A 23,220-nucleotide genomic window follows, 5' to 3' on the forward strand; every position below is an offset into this window, starting at 1 on the left:
CCCCCATGCTGATCCCCTGCTTGGCCTGCGAGTCGCGATTCGGGCCCGACGAGTACTTCAACGCCTGCTCCGACTACAACCGGGGCCTGGACCTGGTCTCGTGGACCTGCCCGCGCTGCGGCAACCGCGACGACCTGCGGGTGCTGCCCGGCGAGCTGGGGTTCGGCTACCCCTCGCGGGGCAGGTTCGACGTGCACGACCGGCTGCGCGTGCCCGGTCTGCGCAGGCAGCGCGGCGACCTGCGGCTGGACATCTCCCTCGACCGCTCCCGCTGGCAGGTCAGGACGCGGATCCGGCAACCGGCCTGACGGGCGCGTACGCGTACGCGGGCGGCTCGCCCCGCAGCAACCGCGCGATGTCCTCCACCAGCGCCTCCGCCAGCTCCTCCAGGCTCTCCCCGGTGGCCTCGGCCAGTCTGGGCGTGAGCACCACGTTCGGCAGCCTGGTCAGCGGGTGGGCCGGATCGAGCCATTCGCCCTCGAAGTGGTCGAGCCCGGCGCCGCCCACCTGGCCCTGGCGCAGCGCGTCCACCAGGGCGGTCAGGTCGTGCAGGGCGCCGCGCGAGGTGTTGAGGTAGATGGCGCCCTGGCGCATCGCGCCGAACTCGCTGTAGCCGAACAGGCCCCTCGTGTCCGGGGTCAGCGGCACGTGCAGCGACACCACGTCGGCCTCCGCCAGCAGCGCGGGCAGGGTGTGCGTGGCCTCGGGGACGAACGGGTCGCAGGTGACCACCCGCATGCCCAGCCCCTGGCAGCGCCAGCGCATGGCCCGGCCGACCCGGCCGAGGCCGACGATGCCGAACGTGCGTCCGGTGAGCCGTCTGCCGCGGTGGCGCTGGGCGGGAGGCACCCTGCCGCGGTGGGCGCGGCCCCTGCGCACCTCGCGGTCGGCGGTGACGATGTTCCTGCTGACCGCGAACAGCAGCGCGAGCGTCAGCTCGGCCACCGCCTCCGGGTCGCGGTCGGGGGCGTGCAGGACGGTGACCCCGCGTTCGGCGGCCAGGCGCAGGTCAACCCCCGTGGGGGCGCCCAGGCTGGCCACGATGTCGATGTGGAGTCCGAGTACCGAGGTGCGAACCTGGTCGCCGTCGGTGATGAGCACGTTCGCGCCGGTCTCGATGACCAGGTCGGCGAGCTGCTCGTCGGTGAAGCCGACGCTCGGCCGGGGAGGAGCCTCGGCCACGTCGGCGACCTCGCCCAGACGGGCGAGCGCGCTCTCCGGCAGGTCGGGCAGCACGAGAGCCCGAGGTCTTCTCACATTTGGACAATAACACCACAGACGGTACTCAGATCATTGCTCCCCGCGCTGGCGGAGACTCTGCCAGGCCGCCTCGCCCAGGCCCTTGATCTCTTCCTCCGTCGGGGTGTGCGCCCCGGCGAACCACAGGCGGCACATCTCCTGCGCCGGCCCGAGCCACAGGACGTAGCACATGGTGGCGTGGACGGGCTGGAGCTGCCCGTTCTTCATGTGCGGCTTCCACCAGTCGGAGACCTGGCGGAAGAACGCGCGCCTGGCCTCGGCCACCTCGGCGCCGCCCGGCTCGTGCTTGCGCGGCGGGCGCTCGCTGACCAGGATCCTGGCCCGCTCGGGGTGCTCGCCGGCCCAGCGCATGTGGAAGGCGACCACGGCCTCGATGCCGGCGCGGGCGTCGTCGTGCTGGACCAGCTCGGCGAGGAACTCCTGCTGGTAGGCGTCGAGGATCTCGGCGTAGAGGACGCCGTAGACATGCTCTTTGCTGGCGAAGTGGTGGTAGAAGCTGCCGACGCTTACACCGCTCTCCTCGCGCAGACTGGCCAGCGTGGTGGCCGAGACACCGTCCTGGCTGAAGCGGCGGAGGGCGCCCTCGATGATGCGGGTGCGGCCGTCGCGTCCGTTCTTGACACTCTTCACACTGTCAATGGTGTGCTACCAGAACCTTGTTCCGCAAATACTCCGGCCAGATCGATCATAGCGGTCACCTCGACCGTCCCGGACGCGACCTTCATCTCGGCGTCCGGCCACAGCCTGCGGATGAGCCTGAGCACCCGCCGGTTCTCGCCCAGCACGTCCATCCCGACCGTACGCGCCCCCCGCACGGCGGCCCTGAGCAGCAACGTGTCGACGAGGCGCGGGCCGAGCCCGTTCCCCTGCCAGCGGTCGGCCACGACGACGGCCACCTCCACGTCGGCGCAGCCGCCCCGGTAGCTCATGGCGTGCCCGACGATCTCGTCCCCGGCGGTGACGACGAGCGCGTCGCGGCGTTCGTCCAGGGTCAGCAGGGTGCGTACGAGGTGCGCGGCCGGGACGGCCAGGCCGGTGAAGAACCGCAGCGTCTGGGTGTGCAGCGACAACCCCGTCAGGAAGCGTCTGATCCGTTCCTCGTCGTCCGGGCGGACCGGACGGATCTGGGTTCCGTGCATAGACTCAGCCTGCTCCTCGGAGCTGAGTCTGTCAATTGAACTCAGATATAATGCCGAGATGAACGTGCCGTTCCGATTGGGCTTCCGGGTGGACAACTGCTCGATCGAGCGCACCCTGGACATCGTCGGGGAGAAGTGGACCTTCCTGGTGCTGCGCGAGGCGTTCAGCGGCGTGCGCAGGTTCGCCGACATGCAGGCGGTCACCGGCGCCCCCCGCCAGGTGCTCAGCGCGCGCCTGGCCCGGCTGGTCGACGAGGGCCTGCTGCGCAAGGAGCCCTACCGCGAGCCCGGCCAGCGCCAGCGCGACGAATACCGGCTGACCGACAAGGGCCGCGACCTCTATCCGCTGCTCGTCGCGCTCATGCACTGGGGCGACAAATACCTGGCCGACGAGGAGGGCCCGCCGGTCCTGCTCACCCACCGCGACTGCGGCGCCCCCATCGAGCTGCACTTCCGCTGCGCCGAGGGCCACGACGTGGCCGGGCCGCGCGAGGTCACGCCGGTGCCCGGCCCGGGCCCCGGGCTGCGCAGCGTCTAGCGGGCGAGCCGCGTGAGGGAGCACCCGCCCCGGTGCCTAACCTTGAAGGCGTGTACCGGTTCCTGCTGACGCCCCGGTGGCTGGCGCTCCACGTCGTGGTGCTCCTGGTCATCCCCGCCTTCGTGTTCCTGGGCAGGTGGCAGTTCGGGCGTTTCGAGGAGCGGTCCGACAACAAGGACAGGGTGACCGCCAACATCGAGGCCGCCGCCGTCCCGCTCGACCGGCTCGCGGCCCCCGGCCGGCAGGTCGGCGAGGGCGACCGTTACCGCACGGTCGTCGCGTCCGGCACGTACGACACGTCCCACGGCCTGCTCGTCCGCCGCCGCCCGCACGAGGGCCGCAACGGCTTCTACGTCCTTACCCCGCTCGTCACCGGCGACGGCTCCGCGGTGATCGTCAACCGCGGCTGGATCCCGGCCGCCGCCAGCGCCGACGCGGCTCCCCAGGTCCCCGCCCCGCCCACCGGACAGGTAACTGTCACCGGGCGGCTACGTCAGAGCGAGACGGAAGACTCCACCGGCATCCGCGAGCGGTCCGGGCTGCCCGATGGCCAGGTGCTGCTGATCGACGCGGCCAAGATCGGGCAGCGCATGCCGTACCGGCTGGTGGGCGGCTATGTCGAGCTCACCGGGCAGCAGCCGCCGGCCGCTTCCGCGCCCGCTCTGGTGCCCGCCCCCGACGTCGGCTCCGGCGGCGGCCTCAACCTGGCCTACGGGGTCCAGTGGTGGCTGTTCATCGGCATCGCGATCGGCGGCTGGATCCTGCTGATCCGGCGCGAGGTGGCCGAGCGGAAGTCCGGGAGACCCGCCGACGGGTCCGTGGCGACCCAGGAGGCGGAAACCGCCGCCAATTAAGGTGTGGAGGGTGATCCGCCACATTGAGTTCACCAATCTCCGCAACTTTCGTGACGTAGGTGGATATGCCACCGAGGACGGGCGCACCGTCCGGTGGCAGCGGCTCTACCGGGCCGACTCCCTGGGCTGGCTGGCCGGCGACGACCTGCGGGCCTTCCACGCGCTGCGCGTGCGCACCGTGATCGACCTGCGGCAGCCCGCCGAGGTCGAGCGGGCCGGCCGGGTGCCGGAGACCGAGGGGCTGCGCTACCGGAACCTGCCGATCGAGGGCCGGCCCTGGGACATCGCCCAGTTCAGCGAGGAGATCGGCGTCGAGCGCTACCTCGCCGACCGGTACCTGGAGGTGACCGAGGACGGCGTGGAGAACCTGCGCGCCGCCGTGGAGACGGTCGCCGTCGCGGACAACGCGCCGGTCGTCATCCACTGCGCGGTGGGCAAGGACCGCACCGGCCTGCTCACCGCGCTGATCCTCTCGCTCACCGGCGTCGCCGAGGACGACATCATCGCCGACTACGCCCTGACCGGCCTGGCGACCGAGCGCTTCATCGCCGACCAGCGCACGAGGCATCCGGACGCCCCGCTGTGGCCGGGGTTCGGCCGGGCCCCCGCCCAGGCCATGCGCCTGTTCCTGGACGACCTGATCGACCGGCACGGCTCCGTCGAGGGCTACGTCACCGGCGTGCTCCAGGTCGACCGGGCCACCATCGCGGAACTTCGCGAAAATCTCCTGACTGATTCGATCTCCCGCGGGTAGAAGGCGCCGGGGTCCGCAAGGGGCAGCATCCTCAAGGACCCCACAAGCCCGGGATCGCCCCCATCCCCCTCCAGGCGGTCCCGGGTACGAATGCATGGATACCCAACGGATACGTCGCAGCTTGTTCGACGTTATGCCGTCGTCGTACGGTTACCTGCGTGACTACGCCGCTGCTCCCCGACCCTGACCCCCGGCGGCGCGACTATGTGATCATCTCTGCCGACGATCACCTGATCGAGCCTCCTGACCTCTTCGAGGACAGGCTCCCGGAGAAATACGCCGACGTCGCGCCCAAGGTCGTGGAGACGGACGCCGGTCACCAGGTCTGGCGCTACGGCGGGGCCACGTACCCGTGCGCGGGCATCGACGTGGGCGCCGGGCTGCCACGCGAGCAGTGGACCCTGGATCCGGTCAGGTTCGAGCAGATGCGTCCCGGCTGCCACGACATCGAGGCCCGCGTCCAGGACATGGACGTCGCCGGTATCTGGGCCGCGCTGTGCTTCCCCGGCATGCTGGCCGGCCAGGCGGGCATGCCGTTCGCCAGGACCCGCGATCAGGAGCTCGGCCTCGCCCTGGTCAAGGCGTGGAACGACTGGCACATCGACGTCTGGGCCGGCACCTACCCCGAGCGGATCATCGGCCTGCAACTGCCCTGGCTGCCCGATCCCGACGTCGCCGCCAAGGAGATCAGGGCCAACGCCGCCCGCGGCTTCAAGGCCGTGGTCTTCCCCGAGTTCCCGACCAGGCTCAGGCTGCCGTCGATCCACACCGGCCACTGGGACCCGTTCTTCGCCGCCTGCGAGGAGACCGGCACGGTCGTGGCCCTGCACACCGGCGACTCCTCCTGGTCGCCCGTGCCCTCGCCCGACACGCCCATCGAGGCGATCACCACGCTGATGCCCACCAGCGCCATGTTCGCCTGCGCCGACTGGCTCTGGTCGGGCCTGCCGCTGCGCTTCCCCGGGCTGCGCATCCTCATCGTCGAGGGCGGGGTCGGCTGGCTGCCGATGCTGGCCGAGCGCGCCGACTACGCGCTCGACCACCCGGTCGCGGGCGAGGCCGCCTGGGACGGCGGCCTCAAGCCCAGCGAGGTGCTGCGCCGCAACTTCTTCTTCGGCACGCTCGACGACCACGCGCTGTCCGGCGTGCGCCTGGCGGTCGGGCTCGACCACGTGCTGCAGGAGAGCGGTTACCCGCACTCCGACTCGACCTGGCCCGACACCCAGAAGGCCGTGGCCGCGAACCTCGGCGCGCTGCCGCCCGCCGACATCGCCAGGGTCGCCTACGGCAACGCCGCCCGCCTGTTCGGGCACCCGCTGCCCTCGCGCGCCTGGTTGCGGATGGAGGAGATCTAACCCTCGTCCTCGACCAGCCTGGCCTGGATGATCCTGCGCTCGTGCTCGACGTAGCGACCGCTCTCGCCGAGCAGCGAGGCGATCAGCCACAGGAACACGCCGAAGTCGTCGGCCACCCCGATGAGCACCAGGAAGTCGGGGATGACGTCGACCGGCGACAGGATGTAGACCACGCCGAGCGCCATCAGGGCGAGCTTGCCCTTGCCCATGCCTTCGTAGCGGCCGCGGGTGACCGCGCCGATCATGCGCGGGATCGCCCGCACCCTGGTCAACATCCCCGGCGTGCCAGGCTTGGTCACCTCGCGGTACGTCCGCCACGCCGCCGCTGCCCGTGCTGCCTTCGCCATCATGAGGATCCTCCTACCCCCGGCTTCTCACGACATAACGCGTCAGCCGGGTGAGGGGTTCCTGACGATCAGCGCATGGCGGCGTGCTCGAACGGCCTGACCTGCTCGATCTGCGCGGCCACCCGGATCAGCAGATCCTCCCGGCCGGCCGCCGCCACGAGCTGCACGCCGACCGGCATGCCCGCCGCGTTCCTGTGCAGCGGCAGCGAGACGGCGGGCTGGCCGGTCGCGTTGATCGGTGAGGTGTAGGCCACCACCTGCGCGGTCCTGCCGAAGGCGGTGCTGAGGTCGGTGGGCGGGATCCAGCCGAGCGGGAACGGCGCCGCTCCCGACGACGGCATCAGCAGCAGGTCGTTGCCCTCGGCCCACCAGGAGGCCATGCGGCGGCGGAAGCCGTCCACCCACTGGGTGGCCAGGATGTGGTCGGCCGCGCTGTTGGCGCGGGCGGCGGTGACCATGGCCGCGTTGCGCGGTTCGAGCTCGTGCAGCTCCACCGGCCTGCCGCGGGCCGCGCCCAGGCTCACGACGTGCGCGGCGAGGTTGTTGGCGACGATCGCGCCGAAATGCCGGGCGAACTCCGGCTCGGCGAGCGCCGGCGGGCCGCCCGGGGCCACCTCGTGACCGAGGCTCTCCAGCAGCGCCGCCGCCCGGGTGACGGCCTCGGCCAGGGCGGGCTCGGCGGGCACGTCCGGCCTGGGGTGGGCGGTCAGGAAGCCGACGCGCAGCCGTCCTGGGTCGGCGTGCAGTTCGGCGGTCAGGGGGCCGGGCAGCGCGGGGGCGTCGTAGGGGTCGCCCGGCTCGTAGCCGGAGACCGCGTCGAGCGCGGCCGCCGTGTCCCGCACGGTCCTGCTCACGAAGCCGGGGCAGGAGAAGCCGCTCCAGCCCTCGCCCATGGACGGGCCGAGGCTCAGCCGGCCGCGCGTCGGCTTGAGCCCCACCAGGCCGCACAGCGAGGCCGGGACGCGGATCGAGCCGCCGCCGTCGCTCGCCGTGGCCAGCGCGACCATGCCCGCGGCCACCGCCGCCGCCGACCCGCCGCTCGACCCGCCCGCCGAGTACGCCGGGTCGTAGGGGTTGCGGGTGGGGCCGTACGCCACCGGCTCGGTCGTGATCGTGCTGCCGAACTCGGGGGTGTTCGTCCGGCCCAGCAGCACGAAACCGGCCCGGCGCAGGCGGACGACGCCGTGGCCGTCCAGGGCGCCGTCGAGGTCGTCGCGGACCCGTGAGCCCGCGGCGTACGGCTCGCCGGCCTGCCGCCAGCCCAGGTCCTTCAGCAGGATCGGCACGCCGCGGAAGGGCGCGTCCGCCGGGAGGTCGTCGATCTCGGCCAGTGCCCGCTCGAACCGCCGGTGGACGACGGCGTTGAGCTCGCCGTCGTGGGCCTCGACGGCGGCGATGGCGGCCTCGGCCAGCTCGCGGGCCGACACCTGTCCGTCCCTGACCGCCTGGGCCTGGCCGACGGCGTCGAGCCGCAGCACGTCGTCCATCAGCCCTCCCGGACCGGGGCCAGGTCGCGCACGGCCTGCTCGATCGGCACCTCGCCGCCGGGGATGGGCGCGAGCACCGGCGTGTCGAGCCCGTTGTCGACGTACCGGCGGATCCTGGCCCGGCAGGTGGCGGCGTCGCCGTGCACGACGAGGGCGTCGACCACCTCGTCGGGGATGGCCTTGAGCGCGGCCTGGCGGTCGCCCGCCGCCCACGCCTCGTGCATGGGACGCAGCACCTCGCCCCGGCCCAGCCAGTCGTGGAAGGCGGCGTAGGCGGGCACGGTCAGGTAGCTCGCCAGCATCCACCTGGCCATCTCGCGCACCTTGTCGGCGTCCTCGCTCACGCAGACGAACAGGCGGGCGATCAGCTCGGTGTCCGGGCCGATCTCGGCGCGCACCTTGGGCACGTCCTCGGGGGCCAGCCAGTTGGTGATCGCGCCGTCGGCCTCCTCGGCGGCCAGGCGCAACATCCGGGGCCGGAGGGCGGCCAGCACGATCTTGGGGGCGGTCTTCGGCGCCCGTTCCAGCTTGAAGCCCTTGATCTCGAACGTCTCGTACCGCTCGGAGACCTTCTCCCCCGCCAGCGCCCTCCTCAGGAAGCGCAGCGTGTCGCGGGTGCGGGCGTACGGCTTGGCGAACTCCACGGCGTTCCACCGCTCGACGATCGCCGGCGAGGAGGACCCGATGCCGAGCACGAACCGGCCGGGGGCCAGGTCGGCCAGGGTGGCCGCGGACATGGCCAGCAACCCCGGCCCCCGCGTGGAGACCGGGACGATCGCGCTCCCGAGCCTCATACCCGGAGCCCACTGCGTGGCCATCGCCAGCGGGACGAACCCGTCGTTCCCGTTGACCTCGGCCGACCAGGCGTCGGTGTAGCCGAGGCCCGGCAGCTCCGCGATCAGCTCCTGCGACCTGGCCAGGGAACGGTCGTAGAAGGGGATGGTCATGCCCCAGTTCGGCGTCATTCATGGCCTCCGGTTCGGCGACGGTGAGCCGACCATACCAAGCGGCCATACCAAGCGGTATGTCATCGCAAGGAGCCCCCTAGGCCCGCAATTCGTGCACCGCCGCGATGAAGTCCTTCGTTATCCCCTGCAACCCGGGCAGATGCGACAGCCCCACCAGCCGGTCCACCAGCGGCACCGTGACCTCGATCAGCCGGTACGTCCGCGCGCACCCCGGCGAGGTGTCGTGCACCCAGAACAGCACCATGCCCATCGACAACAACCACAGCAGCTCGGGCAGCTCCGCCCGCAACTCCGCGTTCATCCGGTCCTTCGACCCCTCGACCACCTCGCGGTAGATCCCGATGGACGCCTCCCGCGCCGGCGACGACTGCGCGCTGAACGGGCTCAGCGGGTTCGTCGGCTCGGCCGCGTGCTTGAAGAACTTCACCGCGAACTCGTGGTACGGCTCCGACACGCGCACCCACTCGCGCAGCACCCCGCTCAGCCGCGCGGCGAACGACCTCTCCGTGGCCAGGAACTCCCGGCAGGCCTGCTCGTGCTCGGCCTGCGCACGGTCGTAGTAGGCCTGGATCAGCGCCTCCTTGCTCTCGAAGTAGTAGTAGGCGTTGCCCACTGACACCCCTGCCTCGGCGGCGATGGCACGCATGGTCGTCGCGTCGAAGCCACGCTCACGGAACAGTCGCAAGGCCGTCTCGACGATGACCTCTCGGGTGCTCTCCGATCCTCTGTTTCGGGCTTCGGACACGTTCGTCACTTTACGTCTTGAAAGCGCGGTGGGTCATGGAGTGGCACGGTGATCGCCGCCACAGGGCAAAGATGACTATGAGACATGAGTTATCTCCTGGGAATGGTGGGATTGTCGTTTCAGGCGGAAGGGCTCTTTTCCGCGAAAAGGCATCGACATGTGGATACGTGGAACAGCGCGCACCTTCGTGGTGGCGCTCCTCGGCATTCAGATCACCATAATCGCGCTGGCGTCGGCCGCTTCCGCCGCCTCCCACCCATCAGGTGGAGAGCGGGTTCAGGCGCCAACACCGTTCAACCGTCCTGACGAGACCGGGGGGATGCTCGACCTGTCCCTGTGGTTCCCGGAGGGGATCGACGGACCGTGGACGAACATCCGGCAGGCCGCCGTCGAGGCGGCCCTGGCGGAGACATACCAGGTCGAGCACCACCAGGCGGACCCCGCGGCCGCCAAGTCGCAGCTGTCGAAGGAGGATTCCGAGGAGACGGAGGACGCCTGGGCCGAGGCCGAGGAGGCGTTCGCCGAGCAGTCGGACATGCAGGACCGCGCCGAGCGCTCAGAAGCCGTCACGAGGCCCGCGAGCGTCGAGGAGGCGATGACGCCCCGGAGCCGGCCGCAGAGGTCGCAGCAGCGATCTCAGCTTGATCTGGCCCGTGTGCTGCCCAGGCAGGCCGCCATGCACATGACCCACGCCCTGGCCGCCCGCTGGCTGAAGAGCTCGGGCCTGCGCACGAAGTCGTCGGGCCACTGTACGAGCCGCCACATGCACCACTGCACCTCGCTCGACTCCGTAAGGGCCGGCACGATCGCCCGGATCATCGACCTCAAGCATGACAGCGGCTGCCCGGTCATGGTGACCGGCGGCACCGAGGCGGGCCACGCGCCCGGCCAGTACAGCCACGGAAACGGCTACAAGCTCGACATCACGCACAACGCGTGCATCGACCGCTACATCACCAGGCACCACCGCAAGACGGGCGTCCGCGGCGACGGTGCCGCGCTCTACCGCTCCGCCACCGGAACCGTCTTCGCCAACGAGAGCAGCCACTGGGACATCCTCTTCCGGTGACAGGCCCGCCCGCGGGAGGACACGACTCCCCGGGAAGCGCGAATCGCCGGGGAACGCGACTCTTCCGGGACGACAGAACCGTCCGGGAAAACGCGAAGGACGCCGCACCATGGCACGGCGTCCCCACGGAGTCGGCCGGGCTACAGCTCGGAGGCCACCAGCTCGGCGATCTCAGCCGCGTTGAGCGCGGCACCCTTGCGCAGGTTGTCGCCGCAGACGAACAGGTCGAGCGTGTTCGGGAAGTCGATCGCCTGGCGGACGCGGCCCACGTAGGTCGGGTCGTTGCCGACCACCTCGAGCGGCGTCGGGTAGACGCCGTTGGCCGGGTCGTCCATCAGCACCACCGTCGGCGCCGCCGAGAGCACGCGGTGGGCGTCCTCGACCGTGATCTCACGCTCGAAGCGGGCGTGCACGGCCAGCGAGTGAGTGGTGATCACCGGCACGCGGACGCAGGTCGCCGAGACCTTCAGGTCGGGGATGCCGAGGATCTTGCGCGACTCGTTGCGCAGCTTGAGCTCCTCGGACGCCCAGCCGCCGTCCTTGTACGAGCCCGCCCACGGCACCACGTTGAACGCGATCGGCGCCGGGAACGGCGACTCGTCGGGCAGCTTGCCGGCCAGCGCCTTGCGCACGTCGCCGGCCGTCTGGCCGAGCGAACGGTCGCCGGCCAGGGCCTCGACCTCGTCGTAGAGCCGGGCCGAGCCCGCCACGCCCGCGCCCGACACCGCCTGGTAGGAGGCGACGACGAGCTCCTTGAGCACGTACTCGGCGTGCAGCGCGCCCATGGCCGCCATCATCGACAGCGTGGTGCAGTTGGGGGTCGAGATGATGTTCCTGGGCCGCTCGCGCGCGTCGAGCGGGTTGACCTCGGGCACCACCAGCGGAACGTCGGGCTCCATGCGGAACGTGCCGGACTTGTCGATCGCGATCGCGCCGCGCTCGGCCGCGATCGGCACCCACACGGCCGACACCTCGTCGGGCACGTCGAAGATGGCGATGTCGATGCCGTCGAAGACCTCGGGCGCGAGCGCCTGGACCACGACGTCCTCGCCGCGCACGCTCAGCACCTTGCCCGCCGAGCGCGGGGAGGCGACGAGACGGATCTCGCCCCAGATGTCCTCCCGGGTGGACACGATGTCCCGCATGACGGTGCCCACGGCGCCGGTGGCGCCGATCAGGGCGAGATTGGGCCTGCTCATCGTCCGCTACCTCCGTACACCACTGCTTCGACCTGGTCGGCGTCGAGATCGAAGGCACGGTGGGCGGCCGCCACGGCCGCGTCGACACCGTCCTGCTCGACGATCACCGAGATGCGGATCTCCGAGGTGGAGATCATCTCGATGTTGACCCCCGCGTCGGCGAGGGCCGCGAAGAACGTCGCCGTGACGCCGGGGTGCGAGCGCATGCCCGCGCCGATCAGCGACACCTTCCCGATCTGGTCGTCGAAGAGCAGCGACTCGTAGCCGATGCGGCCCTGGATCTTCTTCAGCGCGGTCAGCGCCACCTGGCTGTCGGCCGTGGGCAGCGTGAAGGAGATGTCCGTGCGGCCCGTGGCCGCGGCCGAGACGTTCTGGACGATCATGTCGATGTTGATCTCGGCGTCGGCCAGCGTTTTGAAGATCGAGGCAGCCTCGCCGACCTTGTCGGGGACCCCGACAACAGTGATCTTGGCCTCGCTCCGGTCGTGCGCGACGCCGGAGATGATCGGCTGCTCCATCTCGGTTCCTTCGGTGTAAGGGTCGGAGACGACCCACGTGCCTTCCGTGGTGCTGAACGAGCTGCGTACGTGGATCGGCAGGTCGAACCGCCGAGCGTACTCGACGCAGCGCAGATGCAGGATCTTCGCGCCGCAGGCCGCCATCTCCATCATCTCGTCGTACGAGATCTTGGGGATCTTGCGGGCGACGGGCACGATGCGGGGGTCGGCCGTGAAGATGCCGTCGACGTCGGTGTAGATCTCGCAGACGTCGGCCTCCAGGGCCGCCGCGAGCGCGACCGCGGTGGTGTCGGAGCCACCGCGGCCCAGCGTGGTGATGTCCTTGGTGTCCTGCGAGACGCCCTGGAACCCGGCCACGATCGCGATGTGACCCTGGTCGAGCGCCTCACGGATGCGGCCCGGCGTCACGTCGATGATGCGCGCCTTGCCGTGGGTGGAGTCGGTGATCACGCCGGCCTGCGAGCCGGTGAACGAGCGCGCCTCGTGGCCGAGGTTGGCGATCGCCATGGCCAGCAGAGCCATCGAGATGCGCTCTCCGGAGGTCAGCAACATGTCGAGCTCGCGGCCCGGAGGCAGCGGCGACACCTGCTCGGCCAGGTCGAGCAGCTCATCCGTCGTGTCACCCATCGCAGAGACGATCACGACCACGTCGTTGCCGGTTTTTTTCGTCGCGACGATCCGCTGCGCGACCCGCTTGATGCAGGACGCGTCGGCGACGGACGAACCACCGTACTTTTGCACAACGAGCGCCACGAGAGTCTCCCGGTCTGGACTGTGAACTGCCAGTCTACTGGGGGCCTCTTATGGGCCTGATGGTTCATACCACTATGTGGATGATCATCACACTGTGGTGGCTTCCTCCGCCACGTCGAGCCGCGAGTGCGCGGCGAGGGCCTGCAACGCGCGCATCGCCGCGCCCGCGTGGTTGCCCCAGGTGTTGAAGTAGGAGTACTGCCACCACCACAACGCCTCGTGCGGACGGCCCGCGTGGAAGTGACGCAGCCCGTGGATGAGGTCGGCGGCCACCGCGGTCAGGTCGTCCGACAGCCGGTACGGCGTGACCGACGTGTCCTTGTACGGGTCGAACACCTCGGCGTAGTCGTCGACCGCCTCCAGCCGCTCGGCCAGCGCCGTGCGCACGCCGTCGATGTCGGGGTCCTCGCTCATCGGCGGCTCGTAGTTGCCCGACAGGATCACGTCGCGGTTGGCGCCGAGCTTGGCGCCGGCCAGGCTCACCTGCGCGACCTCCACCAGGAGCAGCGACCAGATCGCGTCGCCGCCCTCACCGCCGGCGACCCTGGTCAGGCCGTCGACGTAGTTCTGTGCGTGCGCGGCGATCTCTTCGGCGAGCACATCCCACATATCAGACATCCAGGAGCCTCCGTCCTTCGAAAGCACGGCCCAGGGTCACCTCGTCGGCGTACTCGAGGTCACCGCCCACCGGCAGGCCGCTGGCGAGTCGTGTCACTTTGATGCCCATCGGCTTGACCAGACGGGCGAGGTAGGTAGCGGTCGCCTCGCCTTCGAGGTTGGGGTCGGTGGCGAGGATGAGCTCGGTGACGCGCCCGTCGGCCAGGCGCGTCATGAGCTCGCGGATGCGCAGGTCGTCGGGGCCGATGCCGTCGATCGGGCTGATCGCGCCGCCGAGCACGTGGTACGTGCCGCGGTACTCGCGCGTCTTCTCGATCGCCACGACGTCCTTCGACTCCTCGACCACGCAGATGACGTGCGTGTCGCGCCGCGGGTCACGGCAGATGCGGCACTCCTCCTCGGCGGCCACGTTGCCGCACACCCGGCAGAAGCGCACCTTGTCCTTGACTTCGAGCAGCGCGTGCGCCAGCCGCCTGACGTCGGCCGGATCGGCCGCCAGCAGGTGGAACGCGATGCGCTGCGCGCTCTTGGGACCGACGCCGGGCAGCATGCCGAGCTCGTCGATCAGGTTCTGGACGACCCCTTCGTACATGCCTAGAACCCTGGCAGCTGTCCGAGTCCGCCGCCGCCCAGACCTTGGGCGAGCGGGCCGAGCTTCTCCTGCTGCAGGTCGGCGGCGGCACGCACCGCGTCGCGGACGGCCGCGATCACCAGGTCGGCGATCGTGTCGGCGGTGTCCTGCGGGTCGGTCGCGTCGATCACGCTCGGGTCGATCTTGAGTTCGAGCAGCTCACCTGAGCCGTTGACGACGGCCGTGACCATGCCGCCGCCCGACGAGCCCTCGATCTGCGCGTCGTTGAGCTCCTGCTGGGCGCTCACAAGCTGCTGCTGCATGAGCTGAGCCTGCTCCAGCAGCTGCTGCAGGTTGACATCCCCTGGGTTCACCGTCGTGCGCTCCTCGTGGCTCCGGTTCTTGACTGCCACGAGCCTACGGTGTTTGGGCGGCGTCATGTACTGGGAGGGCTCCCCATGTTTCCCTCCAGGCATTCGTCATGGACCTTTGTCATGGCCGGATCTCGGCCCCCCTCCAGTGTCCGAGACCCGGCCATCACGTCGGACGGAGCGGCCGCACCACGCCGACGCGTGTTTCGGAACGGTAGTGCGCCCAACGTTGCACACACGTTGCGTTCATTCAATCACCCTACGCAATCCCCCTGAACAGCTTGCACATATCGCCGCCAGGACGGATGCTCGTTGTTGACTACTTGGAGTGACCGATGAGTTACGGCCATCTCGATGCGTACTCCCGCCTTCTACGCGGAGCACACGAAGCGGCGGCTACGGGGCAGACCTCGTCCGATTCGCCCCGCACCCTGATCACGGCCTCGTGGCGGCGATCGCTCGCGGCGGGGATCGACCCGGATGGCCGGAGCGCCCCTTTGGTCTGCGAGTCCTCCGACGTCGTCGACATCCGCGAGGCTCATCCGCTGCGGCCGCTGCTGCCCCTGCTCGCCCAGACGCTCTCCGGCCTGGCCGACGAGGCCGACCACGTCATGATCGTCACAGACCGTGACGGGCGAGTGCTCTGGCGTGAGGGCAAAGGCGGCATCCTGCGCGATGCGGACCAGGTGGGCCTGGCAGACGGCCATCACTGGGGCGAGTACATGGCCGGCACCAACGGCATCGGCACCGCGCTCGCCACCGGCCGGCCGGTCCACGTCTACTCCGAGGAACACCTGATGCGGGTGCTGCACGTCTGGTCGTGCAGCGCGGCGCCGATCAGCGATCCGGAGACGGGCAACGTCATCGGCTGCGTCGACGTCAGCGGCATCGCGCGGTCCCTGCACCCGGCGACGGTCGCCCTGGTCGGCGCGACGGCCAAGCTCGCCGAGTCGCAGCTCGCCGTACAGATGCACGAGCGCGACGAACGCCTGCGCCGCCGCTACGAGTCGCTGCGCAACCGGGGCGGCATCCTGCTGTCGCCCACGGGCCGGGTCATCTCGGGCGATCCCATGGGCCGGCTCGGCGCCCGGCTCCCCCTGTCCGGCCAGCGCATGATCCTGCGGGACGGGAGCGTCGCCTTCCTCGAGCCCTTCTGCGACGGCTACCTGCTGCGCGACACCCCGTCCGCGACGCCGCCCACCCTGCGCCTGACCTGCCTCGGGGAGGGCACCCCTACGGCCGACCTGGGCGAGCGCCCGCGTCCGCTCTCACTGCGCCACGCCGAGATCCTCGCCCTCCTCGCCCTGCACCCCCAGGGTCTGTCGGCCGACCAGCTCTCGTTCCACCTGTACGGCGACGACGGCAACCCGGTGACCATCCGGGCCGAGATCCATCGGCTGCGCGGTCAGCTCGGGGAGGTGCTGGCGGCGAAGCCGTACCGGCTGGTCTGCCCGGTCGAGGCGGACTTCCTCGGCATCCGGCGGCTCCTCGCCTCGGGCGACACCGCCGCGCTGGCCCGCGCCTACCCCGGGCCGCTCCTGCCGCGCTCGGAGTCGCCGGACATCCGGCGCGAACGCGAGGAGCTCGAAGCCCAGGTACGCGCGTGCCTCCTGCGCCACGGCTCGCCCGACGACCTGTGGACCTACGCCCAGACCCCCAACGGCCGCGACGACTACCAGATCCTGGAACGCCTGTCGGCCCTTCCGCCGACGGACCCCCGCTCGGCCGCCGCCCGCGCCCGCCTCTTCCCCTGACCCCGCTCGGGCCGGAGGGAGCCTTCGGTCAGGTGTGGTCGATCTCGCCGATGACCTGGGCGCCGAGTTCGCGTTGCAGCAGGGCCATGCCGGAGACCGCGTCGACGTCGGCGTCGGCGTCGTTCAGCGGGTCGACCTCGTCGGCGTCGGCGGCCTTGTCACGGCCCGGGATCGCGCTCGGCCACGCCGCCGTGCCACCCGCGCGCGACGCCGGGGTACGCGGACCCGCCTGAGCGGCCGCCTTGGCGGCCGACCGCGCGGCGGCCAGCCCCGCTCCGACCGGCGCGGCGGCGGGCTGCCGGGCGGTCACCGTCTGGGTGGGGTCGGGGCTCGGCGGAGAACCGGGGCTGAGGTCGTCGGGCGCGTCGGGCCACGACTCGTCGGTGGTCGGGCGCGCGGCCTCGGTGGCCGGGTGCGCTGACGCGGCGGCCGGAGGTTGGCCGGGGTCCTGGGAGCCCTGGTCGTCCTGGGAGCCGCCGTGCGAGCCGGACCGCCCCTGGGAGGTCGCCTGGACGCCCGTCCCGCCCTGCGGGCTGGTCGTCGCCTGGGCCGCGGCCGGGGCCGCCTGCGGGGCGGGGTTGCCGGGGCCGCCCGACGGCGGCTGCTGGCGTGCGGGGCCGCGGGTGGCCTGGGGCGCCGGAGAGCCGCCGACCACCGCCTCGACCCGCCAGGTGCCGCCGAGCACGTCACCGAGCGCGGTCGCCACGACGGCGTCCTTGCCGCCGCCCGTGAAGTTCTTCATCGCGCCGACCTGGCTGAACCCGAGCGTGACCAGGTTGCCTTCGACGCCCACGACCTGGGCGTTCGTACTGACGTTGGCCCAGACCACGATGCTGCGCTGCTTGAGCGCGGCCAGCACGGCGGGCCACTGCTGCTGCATGCCGCCCGCCCCGCCCGCGACCGGGCCTGCCGCCGCGGGAGCCTGAGCGGCGGAAGCCTGGGCGACGGGCGCCGGTGCGGGCGCGTCGGAGACCGGAGCCGCCGCCGAACCGGGACGTACGGGCTCGGGCCAGTCGTCGGCCCCTCCGCCCGCCGGCCCCTGACCACTGGCGGAGCCGTTGCTCCCACCGGCCGTCGCAGGCTGCGGAACCGCCGCGTCGCCGCCGACCGGCACCGCCGTACCGACGGAGACAGCCGGGGGCGCGGCGGGAACGTGCACGTCGTGGCCGCCGCCCGGGGCGGCCGGACGCGGGATCGTCACCGCGCCCGCCCTGGAGGCCATCTGGGCGACCGTGCCGCCGCGCTCCAGGCGTTCGAGCCGGGCGAGCAGGGACGCCTCGCCCTGCGAGGCGCCCGGCAGCAGGACGCGCGCGCACATCAGTTCGAGCAGCAGCCGCGGCGAGGTGGCGCCGCGCATCTCGGTGAGCCCCGCGTTGAAGATCTCGGCCGCGCGGGTGAGCTCGGCGGGCCCCATCGAGGACGCCTGCCCCACCAGCCGCTCCAGCTCGTCGGCGGGACGGTCGAGCAGCCCGCTGGACGCCGCCTCGGGCACGTTGGCCAGGATCACCAGGTCGCGGAAGCGCTCCAGCAGGTCGGAGGCGAAGCGGCGCGGGTCGTGGCCGCCCTCGATCACCCGGTTGACCGCCTGGAACACCTGGCCGCCGTCTCGCGCGGCGAACGCGTTGACGACCTCGTCGAGCAGGTCGCCGTCGGTGTAGCCGAGCAGGGAGACGGCCTTGGCGTAGGTGATGCCGTCCTCCTCGGCCCCGGCGAGGAGCTGGTCGAGGATGGAGAGCGAGTCACGGGCCGAGCCGGCGCCCGCGCGGACGACCAGCGGCAGGGCGGGCGGCTCGAAGGGCACGCTCTCGGAGGTGAGGATCTCCTCCAGCAGCGCCTTGAGCGTCGCCGGCGGCATCAGCCTGAACGGATAGTGGTGCGTACGCGACTTGATGGTGCCGATGACCTTTTCCGGCTCGGTCGTCGCGAAGATGAACTTCAGGTGCGGCGGAGGCTCCTCGACGAGCTTGAGCAGCGCGTTGAAACCCTCGCGGGTCACCATGTGCGCCTCGTCGATGATGTAGATCTTGTAGCGCGCCGACACGGGCGCGAAGAAGGCACGTTCGCGCAGGTCACGCGCGTCGTCGACACCACCGTGGGAGGCCGCGTCGATCTCGATGACGTCGAGGTGGCCGGGGCCGGTCGGGGCGAGCGCCACACACGACTCGCAGGTGCCGCAGGGGTCGGGCGTCGGGCCCTGCTCGCAGTTGAGAGAGCGGGCGAGAATGCGCGCGCTGGAGGTCTTGCCACATCCGCGGGGGCCGCTGAACAGGTACGCGTGGTTGATGCGGCCCGTACGCAACGCCTGTCGCAGCGGATCTGTGACGTGTTCCTGACCCTTGACCTCGGCGAAGGTCCCGGGTCGGTACTTGCGGTAAAGCGCAAGGCTCATGCGACCATCCCGCCTGCGAGGGGGCTCTCAACGAAGAGACCCCCCGCACACCCGCCAGAGCCCGCTTATCCTTGCTGCCTTCCGGCCCTGGGGAGGTTCACAGGATGACGCCGCGCGAGGGGTCCCTGGACAGTCTAACCGGCCTCAGCAGTGCTCGCTCCACCGTTCGGGGTTGAGCATGTCCTGGAAAAATCGCGGTCACCACAGTGCTGGAAGTCCGGTAAGCTCGTCGGCGGAGGATTCGCCTAGTGGCCGAGGGCGCACGCTTGGAAAGCGTGTATAGGGCAACCTATCAGGGGTTCAAATCCCCTATCCTCCGCCAGTCCAGAAGGGCCATGCCAGGTCAACGGCATGGCCCTTCTGCTTTTCCAGCCTCAGCCGTCCCCTGACGAGGGGCCGGGAGATCGCGGGCATGCGGCCATCTTCGGGTCATCGGCAATCACCAGGACGCGCGACGCGATGAACCGTGAGGGGCCGTGAAGACGAATCGGGGGATCGCCGAACAACGGGTGTTCCGATGCAACCGCCTGAAAGGCCAGCATGCATGCCACCTCCCCCGAACCCGGCGCCGACCAGCCAGGACACCGACGCCCAGGTGATTGCGGCGTCGCGGCGTGATCCGGATCGTTTCGGCGCCGTCTTCGATCGCTACTTCGCATCCATCCACCGCTATGTCCACCTGCGCCTGGGCGAGTCGGCCGCGGACGATCTCGCCGCGGAGACCTTTCTGCGCGCCTTCCGCGACCGGGACCGCTTCGACCTGACCTGCCCCAGCGCCCGCCCCTGGCTGTACGGCATCGTCTCCAACCTGGTCGCCGAGCACCATCGCAGCGAGGCGCGCAGATACCGGGCGCTGGCCAGAAGCGCCGACGCCACCGCGGAGGTCGCCAGTCACGACGAACGCGTGGCGCAACGGGTCTCCGCGGCGGTCATGCAGCCGCTGCTGGCCGCAGGGCTCGCCCGGCTCTCGGCCGGGGACAGGGACGTCCTGCTGCTGGTCGCCTGCGCCCAGCTCGGCTACGACGAGGTGGCCGAAGCTCTCGGCATACCTCAGGGAACGGTGGGCTCACGTCTCAACCGCGCCCGCAAGAAGCTCCGCAAGATCATCGGTCCCGCCGTGGAGGCACCGTGACGGACGAACTCGAAGTGATCAAGGCCCACCACGACAGCCTGCCCGGACCCGCGCCCGAGGTGACCGCCCGTGCATGGGTGCTGGTGGCCGAAGAGATCGACGCGGAGCGCGCCGGCGGTGGTCGACGTCAGCCGACGGGGACACGTCAGCGGCCGGCTCGCGGCTTCCTGAGCGGCCGACTGGCGCTGAGGGCCGGCGTGGCCGTGGGTCTGGCGGCGGCGGTGACCGCGGCACTGGTCATGGTGCGTGGCGGTGACGACGCGGCTCCGTTCGGGGCCACTCCGGCCGGCGCCGCCGAGCTGCTCAGGCATGCGGCCTCGGCCGCGGCGCAGGAGGACGTACGGCCCGGGCCGGGGCAGTACTTCTACGTCGATCAGAAGGTCGTGCAGTTCGCCAGTGGCTCCGAAGGCGAGTACACCCAGGAACTGCGCCGAGAGATATGGATGCCCGCCGGGGATCCCGGCACGGCCGCCCTGACGCGCTCGACGTACGGGCCGACACGCGTCATCAGCGGACGGAAGCCGGAGCACGTGCAGTCGCCGGGAACAGTGGAGTACGAGCGCGCGGGACAGTGTCCCAAGGGCTCCCTGGGCCTGCCTCCGCAGGCCGCCGATCTTCCCGCCGATCCCGACGGGATGCTGGCGAAGATCCGCCAGGGCGCGGCGGCGTTCGTCCGGTCCGACCAGCTCAGACGAGGAGAGACGGACCTGGGCCAGGACGAGATCGACATGCGGGTCGAGAAGGTCATCGCGAGCCAGTTGCTCAAGCTGGCGGAGACCCCGCTCATCCCCTCCCGGACCAGGGCCACGGTCTTCGGCGCGCTGTCGAAGCTGCCGACCGTGACCGTCGTCCCCGACCTCACCGACACCGCCGGACGACACGGGGTGGGTGCCTCGCTCAAGTCGGAGAGCCCCGGCGGCTGGGAGCGTGGGGAGCTCATCTTCGAGCCGGCCACGTACCGGTTCCTCGGGTACCGGAGCTGGATCGGCCGGCCGGAGGGCGGACAGGTCAAGGAGATCCCGAGCGACAGCATGGCGGTGATGACGGTGAAGGTCGTCGACTCCATGCCGGAGGTTCCGAAGAACGCCGGAGCGCCGATGTTCTGCTGACGCGCTCACGGGCCCTCGGACGCCTCGACCGGCAGGTCTTCTATGGTCCGGTTCATGGAGGAGCTGTTCGGCAGCGCCGCGCCCTACTACGCCAGGTACCGCCCTGGCCACGGGCAGGCGGCGACAGAGCACCTGGCGAAGACGTTCGGCGCGGACAGCCGGGTGCTGGATCTCGGCTGCGGGCCGGGGACGATCGCGATCCCCCTGGCCCGGCGGACGAGGGCCGTGCTCGCCGTGGATCCGGCGCGGGAGATGCTCGCGGAGGGCAGGCGGCTGGCCGGAGGCGTCGCGAACATCGTCTGACTGCGTGGTGACTCGACCGATCTGCGGGCGTTGCCGCCGTTCGATCACGTGGTGATGGGGCGGTCCTTCCACTGGATGGACCGCCGGTCCGTACTGGTGGAGCTGGACGGGCTGCTGCCGCCCGGCGGCGCGGTGGCGCTGGTCGGCCCCGCGAGGCAGCAGGGTGAGCCGTGGCAGCCGGACGCGCAACCGTGGCAGCCGATCGAGAGGCGGGTGTGCGAGGAGTTCGGCCTCGACATCCACGCCGCCGCCCGTTCGTTCCACGCCACCGGCGAGCACCACAGCGGCGTGCTCGCCGGCTCACCCTTCGGCAGCCTGGAGTCCCGGGTGTTCAGCCGACGGCTGACGTGGGACGTGGACGGTCTGATCGGGCTCCAGCTCTCCTACTCCTACAGCTCGCCCGCCAGGCTCGGCGACCGGCTGCCCGCCTTCGTCGAAGCGCTGCGACGGGCGCTGCTCGCCGACAATCCCGCGGGCCGGTGGGAGCAGCGGCTGACGACCGAGGTGCTGGTCGCCAGGCGACCGGGGCGCTGAACCGGTCGTGTCAGGCGGTCAGCGAGTCGTGCAGGGCGTCGAGGCCGTCCCGGAAGATGGTGGTGAACAGGGCGACCGCCTCACTGTCACTCACCCCCGCCGGGGTGAAAGAGCCGGACCACTGCACCTCGCAGGCGTCCTCGCGGCCGGGGATCGAGTGCACGCGCAGGCTGGAGAGGTAGCCGGTGACCGGGAAGGGCGCTTCGATGATGGAGTAGGTGTAGTGGCGCTCGGTCTCGCTGCGTGGAGGCGGGCAGCACGCGGCTGACCGAGGTCGATGCCATGGTCGTTCTCCTGTGGTGGCGGGCACGGGGCTCAGGCGCCGCCAGGAAGGGGCGCGTCGGGGCTGACCAGGCCGAGGGCGCGCAGCTCCTGCCAGAACGTGGCTGAGACACCGCCAGGTGGCCGAGACACTGAATCCCGACGACGGATCCTGACGGCCGGCCGCCGCGTGGAGGATATGGAGTGATCACGCTCCTCCCCGACCCGAAGGACGCGCCCGTGGCCCGCATGCTCCGCCACCTCGACGAAGAGCTCTACGTGCAGTACGGACAGCTCTGCCTCTACGGCGGCACCGAGTGCCCGGAGTTCACCGACGAGGAGTCGGAGAGCTACCACGCGAACGTCACCGTCCATCTGGAGGCCTGGGACGACGAGCCACCGGAGCCGGGCCCCGACTGGCGGGCGATCGAGCGGGCCGGCGGTTTCACGGCCGTGACCGGAGTCGTTCAGGTGGGCGTCATGGACGGCACCGGCGCTGATTTCCTGATCGGCCCGCCCTTGTTCGACTACGGCCTGACCGTGCACGTCCACGCCGTGGAGATCCTGCGATGGCTGTTCCGGTTCTGGCCGATCCGTGATGTCTTCGACCCGCTCGTGCACATGAGGCCCACGCAACTGGACGGGGCCGCGTCCCCGCTGGAGCACCGCCGGGTGCCCGTTCCCGTCACGACGGCCGGGCAGTGGGCGGCGATGCGGCCGGACAGGTTCCGGCCCTCGCAGGAGAGCGTGCGGTGGACGGCCACGCCACAAACGTTCTTCGACACCGATCCGGTCGCCCGCATGTTCCGCCTGACTCAGGAGGGCCCGGTCTCCCGTGCGCTGAACCCCGATCACGCGCCCACCTTTCCCCACGACGAGCCTCACCTGCTGGGCAGAGACCCGGGCGACACCTACCGGATGTGGCGCTGGGAGCGGCAGACCGCCGATGGCCGCCCGCCGGACGGCAACCTTCTGACGGGCCGGATCATGCACGTCCGGGACGTCCACAACGGCCGGATCCTCGCGTCGGGCATCGTGACGATGCTCGGCTCGATGGACGGGCACCCCCACGTCAGGGACGCCGAACCCCACGAGGCCGCCCGGGTCCTGTGCTCGGAGCAGACCTGGCCGGGCTGACGCGGACAGGAGCGCGGACGGAAGGGGTGGCGAGAGCTGGAATCGTCAGGATATC

The 23,220-nt window shown here is 71.0% G+C and carries 26 protein-coding genes, 1 tRNA gene and 1 other RNA gene; 13 read left to right on the forward strand and 15 right to left on the reverse strand.

What is annotated here, in order from left to right; all coding sequences use genetic code 11:
- Positions 1 to 5 precede the first annotated feature (5 nt).
- Positions 6 to 308 carry a hypothetical protein gene (locus ABZ459_RS23685; RefSeq protein WP_352318383.1) on the forward strand — a complete coding sequence of 101 codons (303 nt, stop codon included), beginning with the start codon at positions 6 to 8 and terminating at the stop codon, positions 306 to 308.
- Here ABZ459_RS23685 and ABZ459_RS23690 read toward each other — a convergent pair.
- From ABZ459_RS23690 to ABZ459_RS23700, 3 genes are read right to left on the reverse strand one after another with little or no spacing between them, the layout of a single operon-like run.
- Positions 280 to 1,257 (reverse strand): NAD(P)-dependent oxidoreductase, encoded by a 978-nt coding sequence (locus ABZ459_RS23690; RefSeq protein WP_357973841.1) that lies wholly within the window; start codon positions 1,255 to 1,257, stop codon positions 280 to 282. The two genes, ABZ459_RS23685 and ABZ459_RS23690, sit on opposite strands and share 29 nt — an antisense overlap.
- Positions 1,258 to 1,290: 33 nt before the next feature.
- Entirely contained in the window at positions 1,291 to 1,890 is a 600-nt protein-coding gene (locus ABZ459_RS23695) for a TetR/AcrR family transcriptional regulator (protein ID WP_357973844.1), read from the reverse strand.
- On the reverse strand, positions 1,887 to 2,399 hold the full coding sequence (locus ABZ459_RS23700) for a GNAT family N-acetyltransferase (protein ID WP_357973847.1): 513 nt from the start codon (positions 2,397 to 2,399) through the stop codon (positions 1,887 to 1,889). The genes ABZ459_RS23695 and ABZ459_RS23700 overlap by 4 nt, the downstream gene beginning before the upstream one ends.
- A gap of 58 nt (positions 2,400 to 2,457) precedes the next feature.
- Here ABZ459_RS23700 and ABZ459_RS23705 point away from each other — a divergent pair, with 58 nt between their 5' ends.
- The 4 genes from ABZ459_RS23705 to ABZ459_RS23720 all read left to right on the forward strand — a co-directional run bounded on the left by ABZ459_RS23705 (position 2,458) and on the right by ABZ459_RS23720 (position 5,900).
- On the forward strand, positions 2,458 to 2,937 hold the full coding sequence (locus ABZ459_RS23705; RefSeq protein WP_357973849.1) for a helix-turn-helix domain-containing protein: 480 nt from the start codon (positions 2,458 to 2,460) through the stop codon (positions 2,935 to 2,937).
- A gap of 32 nt (positions 2,938 to 2,969) precedes the next feature.
- On the forward strand, positions 2,970 to 3,791 hold the full coding sequence (locus ABZ459_RS23710) for an SURF1 family protein (protein ID WP_357973852.1): 822 nt from the start codon (positions 2,970 to 2,972) through the stop codon (positions 3,789 to 3,791).
- 10 nt (positions 3,792 to 3,801) lie between these two features.
- Positions 3,802 to 4,545, forward strand: coding sequence for a tyrosine-protein phosphatase (locus tag ABZ459_RS23715; RefSeq protein WP_357973855.1), 744 nt, complete (start codon positions 3,802 to 3,804; stop codon positions 4,543 to 4,545).
- Between the two features lie 158 nt (positions 4,546 to 4,703).
- Positions 4,704 to 5,900: an amidohydrolase family protein gene (locus tag ABZ459_RS23720; protein WP_352318397.1), complete on the forward strand. Its 1,197-nt coding sequence runs from the start codon at positions 4,704 to 4,706 to the stop codon at positions 5,898 to 5,900.
- On the opposite strand, the gene ABZ459_RS23725 is transcribed toward ABZ459_RS23720, so the two are convergent.
- The 4 genes from ABZ459_RS23725 to ABZ459_RS23740 all read right to left on the reverse strand — a co-directional run bounded on the left by ABZ459_RS23725 (position 5,897) and on the right by ABZ459_RS23740 (position 9,447).
- Positions 5,897 to 6,250, reverse strand: a complete 354-nt coding sequence (locus ABZ459_RS23725) for a YkvA family protein (protein ID WP_357973858.1) — start codon at positions 6,248 to 6,250, stop codon at positions 5,897 to 5,899. The two genes, ABZ459_RS23720 and ABZ459_RS23725, sit on opposite strands and share 4 nt — an antisense overlap.
- 65 nt (positions 6,251 to 6,315) lie before the next feature.
- The gene (locus ABZ459_RS23730) at positions 6,316 to 7,734 is read right to left on the reverse strand and encodes an amidase (protein ID WP_357973861.1); all 1,419 of its coding nucleotides are present in this window, start codon (positions 7,732 to 7,734) and stop codon (positions 6,316 to 6,318) included.
- Positions 7,734 to 8,699, reverse strand: a complete 966-nt coding sequence (locus tag ABZ459_RS23735; protein ID WP_357973864.1) for an LLM class F420-dependent oxidoreductase — start codon at positions 8,697 to 8,699, stop codon at positions 7,734 to 7,736. The genes ABZ459_RS23730 and ABZ459_RS23735 overlap by 1 nt, the downstream gene beginning before the upstream one ends.
- A 79-nt stretch (positions 8,700 to 8,778) precedes the next feature.
- Complete coding sequence (locus tag ABZ459_RS23740; protein ID WP_357973867.1) at positions 8,779 to 9,447, reverse strand: TetR family transcriptional regulator; 669 nt, start codon at positions 9,445 to 9,447, stop codon at positions 8,779 to 8,781.
- 319 nt (positions 9,448 to 9,766) lie between these two features.
- Between ABZ459_RS23740 and ABZ459_RS23745 the strand changes: the two genes are divergently transcribed.
- Positions 9,767 to 10,516: a hypothetical protein gene (locus ABZ459_RS23745; RefSeq protein WP_357973870.1), complete on the forward strand. Its 750-nt coding sequence runs from the start codon at positions 9,767 to 9,769 to the stop codon at positions 10,514 to 10,516.
- 140 nt (positions 10,517 to 10,656) lie between these two features.
- On the opposite strand, the gene ABZ459_RS23750 is transcribed toward ABZ459_RS23745, so the two are convergent.
- The 5 genes from ABZ459_RS23750 to ABZ459_RS23770 form a co-directional block, all read right to left on the reverse strand.
- A complete protein-coding gene (locus ABZ459_RS23750) occupies positions 10,657 to 11,715 on the reverse strand; it encodes an aspartate-semialdehyde dehydrogenase (RefSeq protein ID WP_357973873.1) in 1,059 nt (352 codons plus the stop codon).
- A complete protein-coding gene (locus ABZ459_RS23755; protein ID WP_352318411.1) occupies positions 11,712 to 12,986 on the reverse strand; it encodes an aspartate kinase in 1,275 nt (424 codons plus the stop codon). Before ABZ459_RS23755 ends, ABZ459_RS23750 begins: the two co-directional genes overlap by 4 nt.
- Before the next feature lie 87 nt (positions 12,987 to 13,073).
- Positions 13,074 to 13,604 carry a DUF5063 domain-containing protein gene (locus ABZ459_RS23760; protein WP_352362187.1) on the reverse strand — a complete coding sequence of 177 codons (531 nt, stop codon included), beginning with the start codon at positions 13,602 to 13,604 and terminating at the stop codon, positions 13,074 to 13,076.
- Positions 13,597 to 14,196 (reverse strand): recombination mediator RecR, encoded by a 600-nt coding sequence (recR, locus tag ABZ459_RS23765; protein ID WP_352362189.1) that lies wholly within the window; start codon positions 14,194 to 14,196, stop codon positions 13,597 to 13,599. The genes ABZ459_RS23760 and recR overlap by 8 nt, the downstream gene beginning before the upstream one ends.
- 2 nt (positions 14,197 to 14,198) lie before the next feature.
- Complete coding sequence (locus ABZ459_RS23770) at positions 14,199 to 14,549, reverse strand: YbaB/EbfC family nucleoid-associated protein (RefSeq protein WP_357974238.1); 351 nt, start codon at positions 14,547 to 14,549, stop codon at positions 14,199 to 14,201.
- A gap of 494 nt (positions 14,550 to 15,043) precedes the next feature.
- Between ABZ459_RS23770 and ABZ459_RS23775 the strand changes: the two genes are divergently transcribed.
- The gene (locus tag ABZ459_RS23775; RefSeq protein ID WP_357973878.1) at positions 15,044 to 16,300 is read left to right on the forward strand and encodes a GAF domain-containing protein; all 1,257 of its coding nucleotides are present in this window, start codon (positions 15,044 to 15,046) and stop codon (positions 16,298 to 16,300) included.
- 28 nt (positions 16,301 to 16,328) lie between these two features.
- Here ABZ459_RS23775 and ABZ459_RS23780 read toward each other — a convergent pair whose 3' ends face one another.
- Positions 16,329 to 18,689: a DNA polymerase III subunit gamma and tau gene (locus ABZ459_RS23780; RefSeq protein ID WP_357973881.1), complete on the reverse strand. Its 2,361-nt coding sequence runs from the start codon at positions 18,687 to 18,689 to the stop codon at positions 16,329 to 16,331.
- Between the two features lie 31 nt (positions 18,690 to 18,720).
- Positions 18,721 to 18,816, reverse strand: an RNA gene (ffs, locus tag ABZ459_RS23785) — signal recognition particle sRNA small type.
- A 107-nt stretch (positions 18,817 to 18,923) separates the two neighbouring features.
- Here ffs and ABZ459_RS23790 point away from each other — a divergent pair.
- The 5 genes from ABZ459_RS23790 to ABZ459_RS23810 all read left to right on the forward strand — a co-directional run bounded on the left by ABZ459_RS23790 (position 18,924) and on the right by ABZ459_RS23810 (position 21,767).
- A tRNA-Ser gene (locus ABZ459_RS23790) sits at positions 18,924 to 19,011 on the forward strand.
- A gap of 222 nt (positions 19,012 to 19,233) precedes the next feature.
- Complete coding sequence (locus tag ABZ459_RS23795) at positions 19,234 to 19,821, forward strand: RNA polymerase sigma factor (RefSeq protein ID WP_357973884.1); 588 nt, start codon at positions 19,234 to 19,236, stop codon at positions 19,819 to 19,821.
- On the forward strand, positions 19,818 to 20,930 hold the full coding sequence (locus tag ABZ459_RS23800; RefSeq protein WP_357973887.1) for a CU044_5270 family protein: 1,113 nt from the start codon (positions 19,818 to 19,820) through the stop codon (positions 20,928 to 20,930). The genes ABZ459_RS23795 and ABZ459_RS23800 overlap by 4 nt, the downstream gene beginning before the upstream one ends.
- A 54-nt stretch (positions 20,931 to 20,984) precedes the next feature.
- Positions 20,985 to 21,233, forward strand: coding sequence for a class I SAM-dependent methyltransferase (locus ABZ459_RS23805; protein ID WP_357973890.1), 249 nt, complete (start codon positions 20,985 to 20,987; stop codon positions 21,231 to 21,233).
- A 51-nt stretch (positions 21,234 to 21,284) separates the two neighbouring features.
- The gene (locus tag ABZ459_RS23810) at positions 21,285 to 21,767 is read left to right on the forward strand and encodes a hypothetical protein (RefSeq protein ID WP_357973893.1); all 483 of its coding nucleotides are present in this window, start codon (positions 21,285 to 21,287) and stop codon (positions 21,765 to 21,767) included.
- Positions 21,768 to 21,777: 10 nt separating this feature from the next.
- Here the strand turns inward: ABZ459_RS23810 and ABZ459_RS23815 are convergent, their stop codons facing one another.
- The gene (locus ABZ459_RS23815; protein ID WP_357973896.1) at positions 21,778 to 22,077 is read right to left on the reverse strand and encodes an SRPBCC family protein; all 300 of its coding nucleotides are present in this window, start codon (positions 22,075 to 22,077) and stop codon (positions 21,778 to 21,780) included.
- A gap of 155 nt (positions 22,078 to 22,232) precedes the next feature.
- Between ABZ459_RS23815 and ABZ459_RS23820 the strand changes: the two genes are divergently transcribed.
- Complete coding sequence (locus tag ABZ459_RS23820; protein WP_357973899.1) at positions 22,233 to 23,165, forward strand: hypothetical protein; 933 nt, start codon at positions 22,233 to 22,235, stop codon at positions 23,163 to 23,165.
- The last annotated feature ends 55 nt before the right edge of the window (positions 23,166 to 23,220 follow it).

Origin of the sequence: Nonomuraea sp. NPDC005692 (genome assembly GCF_040631115.1) — a bacterium.
Lineage (GTDB): Bacteria > Actinomycetota > Actinomycetes > Streptosporangiales > Streptosporangiaceae > Nonomuraea.

Excerpts from the sequence above, each read along its gene's own strand:
- ABZ459_RS23705 (WP_357973849.1), top strand. The coding sequence starts at position 2,458 with ATGAACGTGCCGTTCCGATTGGGCTTCCGGGTGGACAACTGCTCGATC.
- recR (WP_352362189.1), bottom strand. The coding sequence starts at position 14,196 with ATGTACGAAGGGGTCGTCCAGAACCTGATCGACGAGCTCGGCATGCTG.
- ABZ459_RS23795 (WP_357973884.1), top strand. The coding sequence starts at position 19,234 with ATGCCACCTCCCCCGAACCCGGCGCCGACCAGCCAGGACACCGACGCC.
- ABZ459_RS23735 (WP_357973864.1), bottom strand. The coding sequence starts at position 8,699 with ATGACGCCGAACTGGGGCATGACCATCCCCTTCTACGACCGTTCCCTG.
- ABZ459_RS23725 (WP_357973858.1), bottom strand. The coding sequence starts at position 6,250 with ATGATGGCGAAGGCAGCACGGGCAGCGGCGGCGTGGCGGACGTACCGC.
- ABZ459_RS23745 (WP_357973870.1), top strand. The coding sequence starts at position 9,767 with ATGCTCGACCTGTCCCTGTGGTTCCCGGAGGGGATCGACGGACCGTGG.
- ABZ459_RS23730 (WP_357973861.1), bottom strand. The coding sequence starts at position 7,734 with ATGGACGACGTGCTGCGGCTCGACGCCGTCGGCCAGGCCCAGGCGGTC.
- ABZ459_RS23760 (WP_352362187.1), bottom strand. The coding sequence starts at position 13,604 with ATGTCTGATATGTGGGATGTGCTCGCCGAAGAGATCGCCGCGCACGCA.
- ABZ459_RS23750 (WP_357973873.1), bottom strand. The coding sequence starts at position 11,715 with ATGAGCAGGCCCAATCTCGCCCTGATCGGCGCCACCGGCGCCGTGGGC.
- ABZ459_RS23700 (WP_357973847.1), bottom strand. The coding sequence starts at position 2,399 with ATGCACGGAACCCAGATCCGTCCGGTCCGCCCGGACGACGAGGAACGG.
- ABZ459_RS23805 (WP_357973890.1), top strand. The coding sequence starts at position 20,985 with ATGGAGGAGCTGTTCGGCAGCGCCGCGCCCTACTACGCCAGGTACCGC.
- ABZ459_RS23685 (WP_352318383.1), top strand. The coding sequence starts at position 6 with ATGCTGATCCCCTGCTTGGCCTGCGAGTCGCGATTCGGGCCCGACGAG.
- ABZ459_RS23780 (WP_357973881.1), bottom strand. The coding sequence starts at position 18,689 with ATGAGCCTTGCGCTTTACCGCAAGTACCGACCCGGGACCTTCGCCGAG.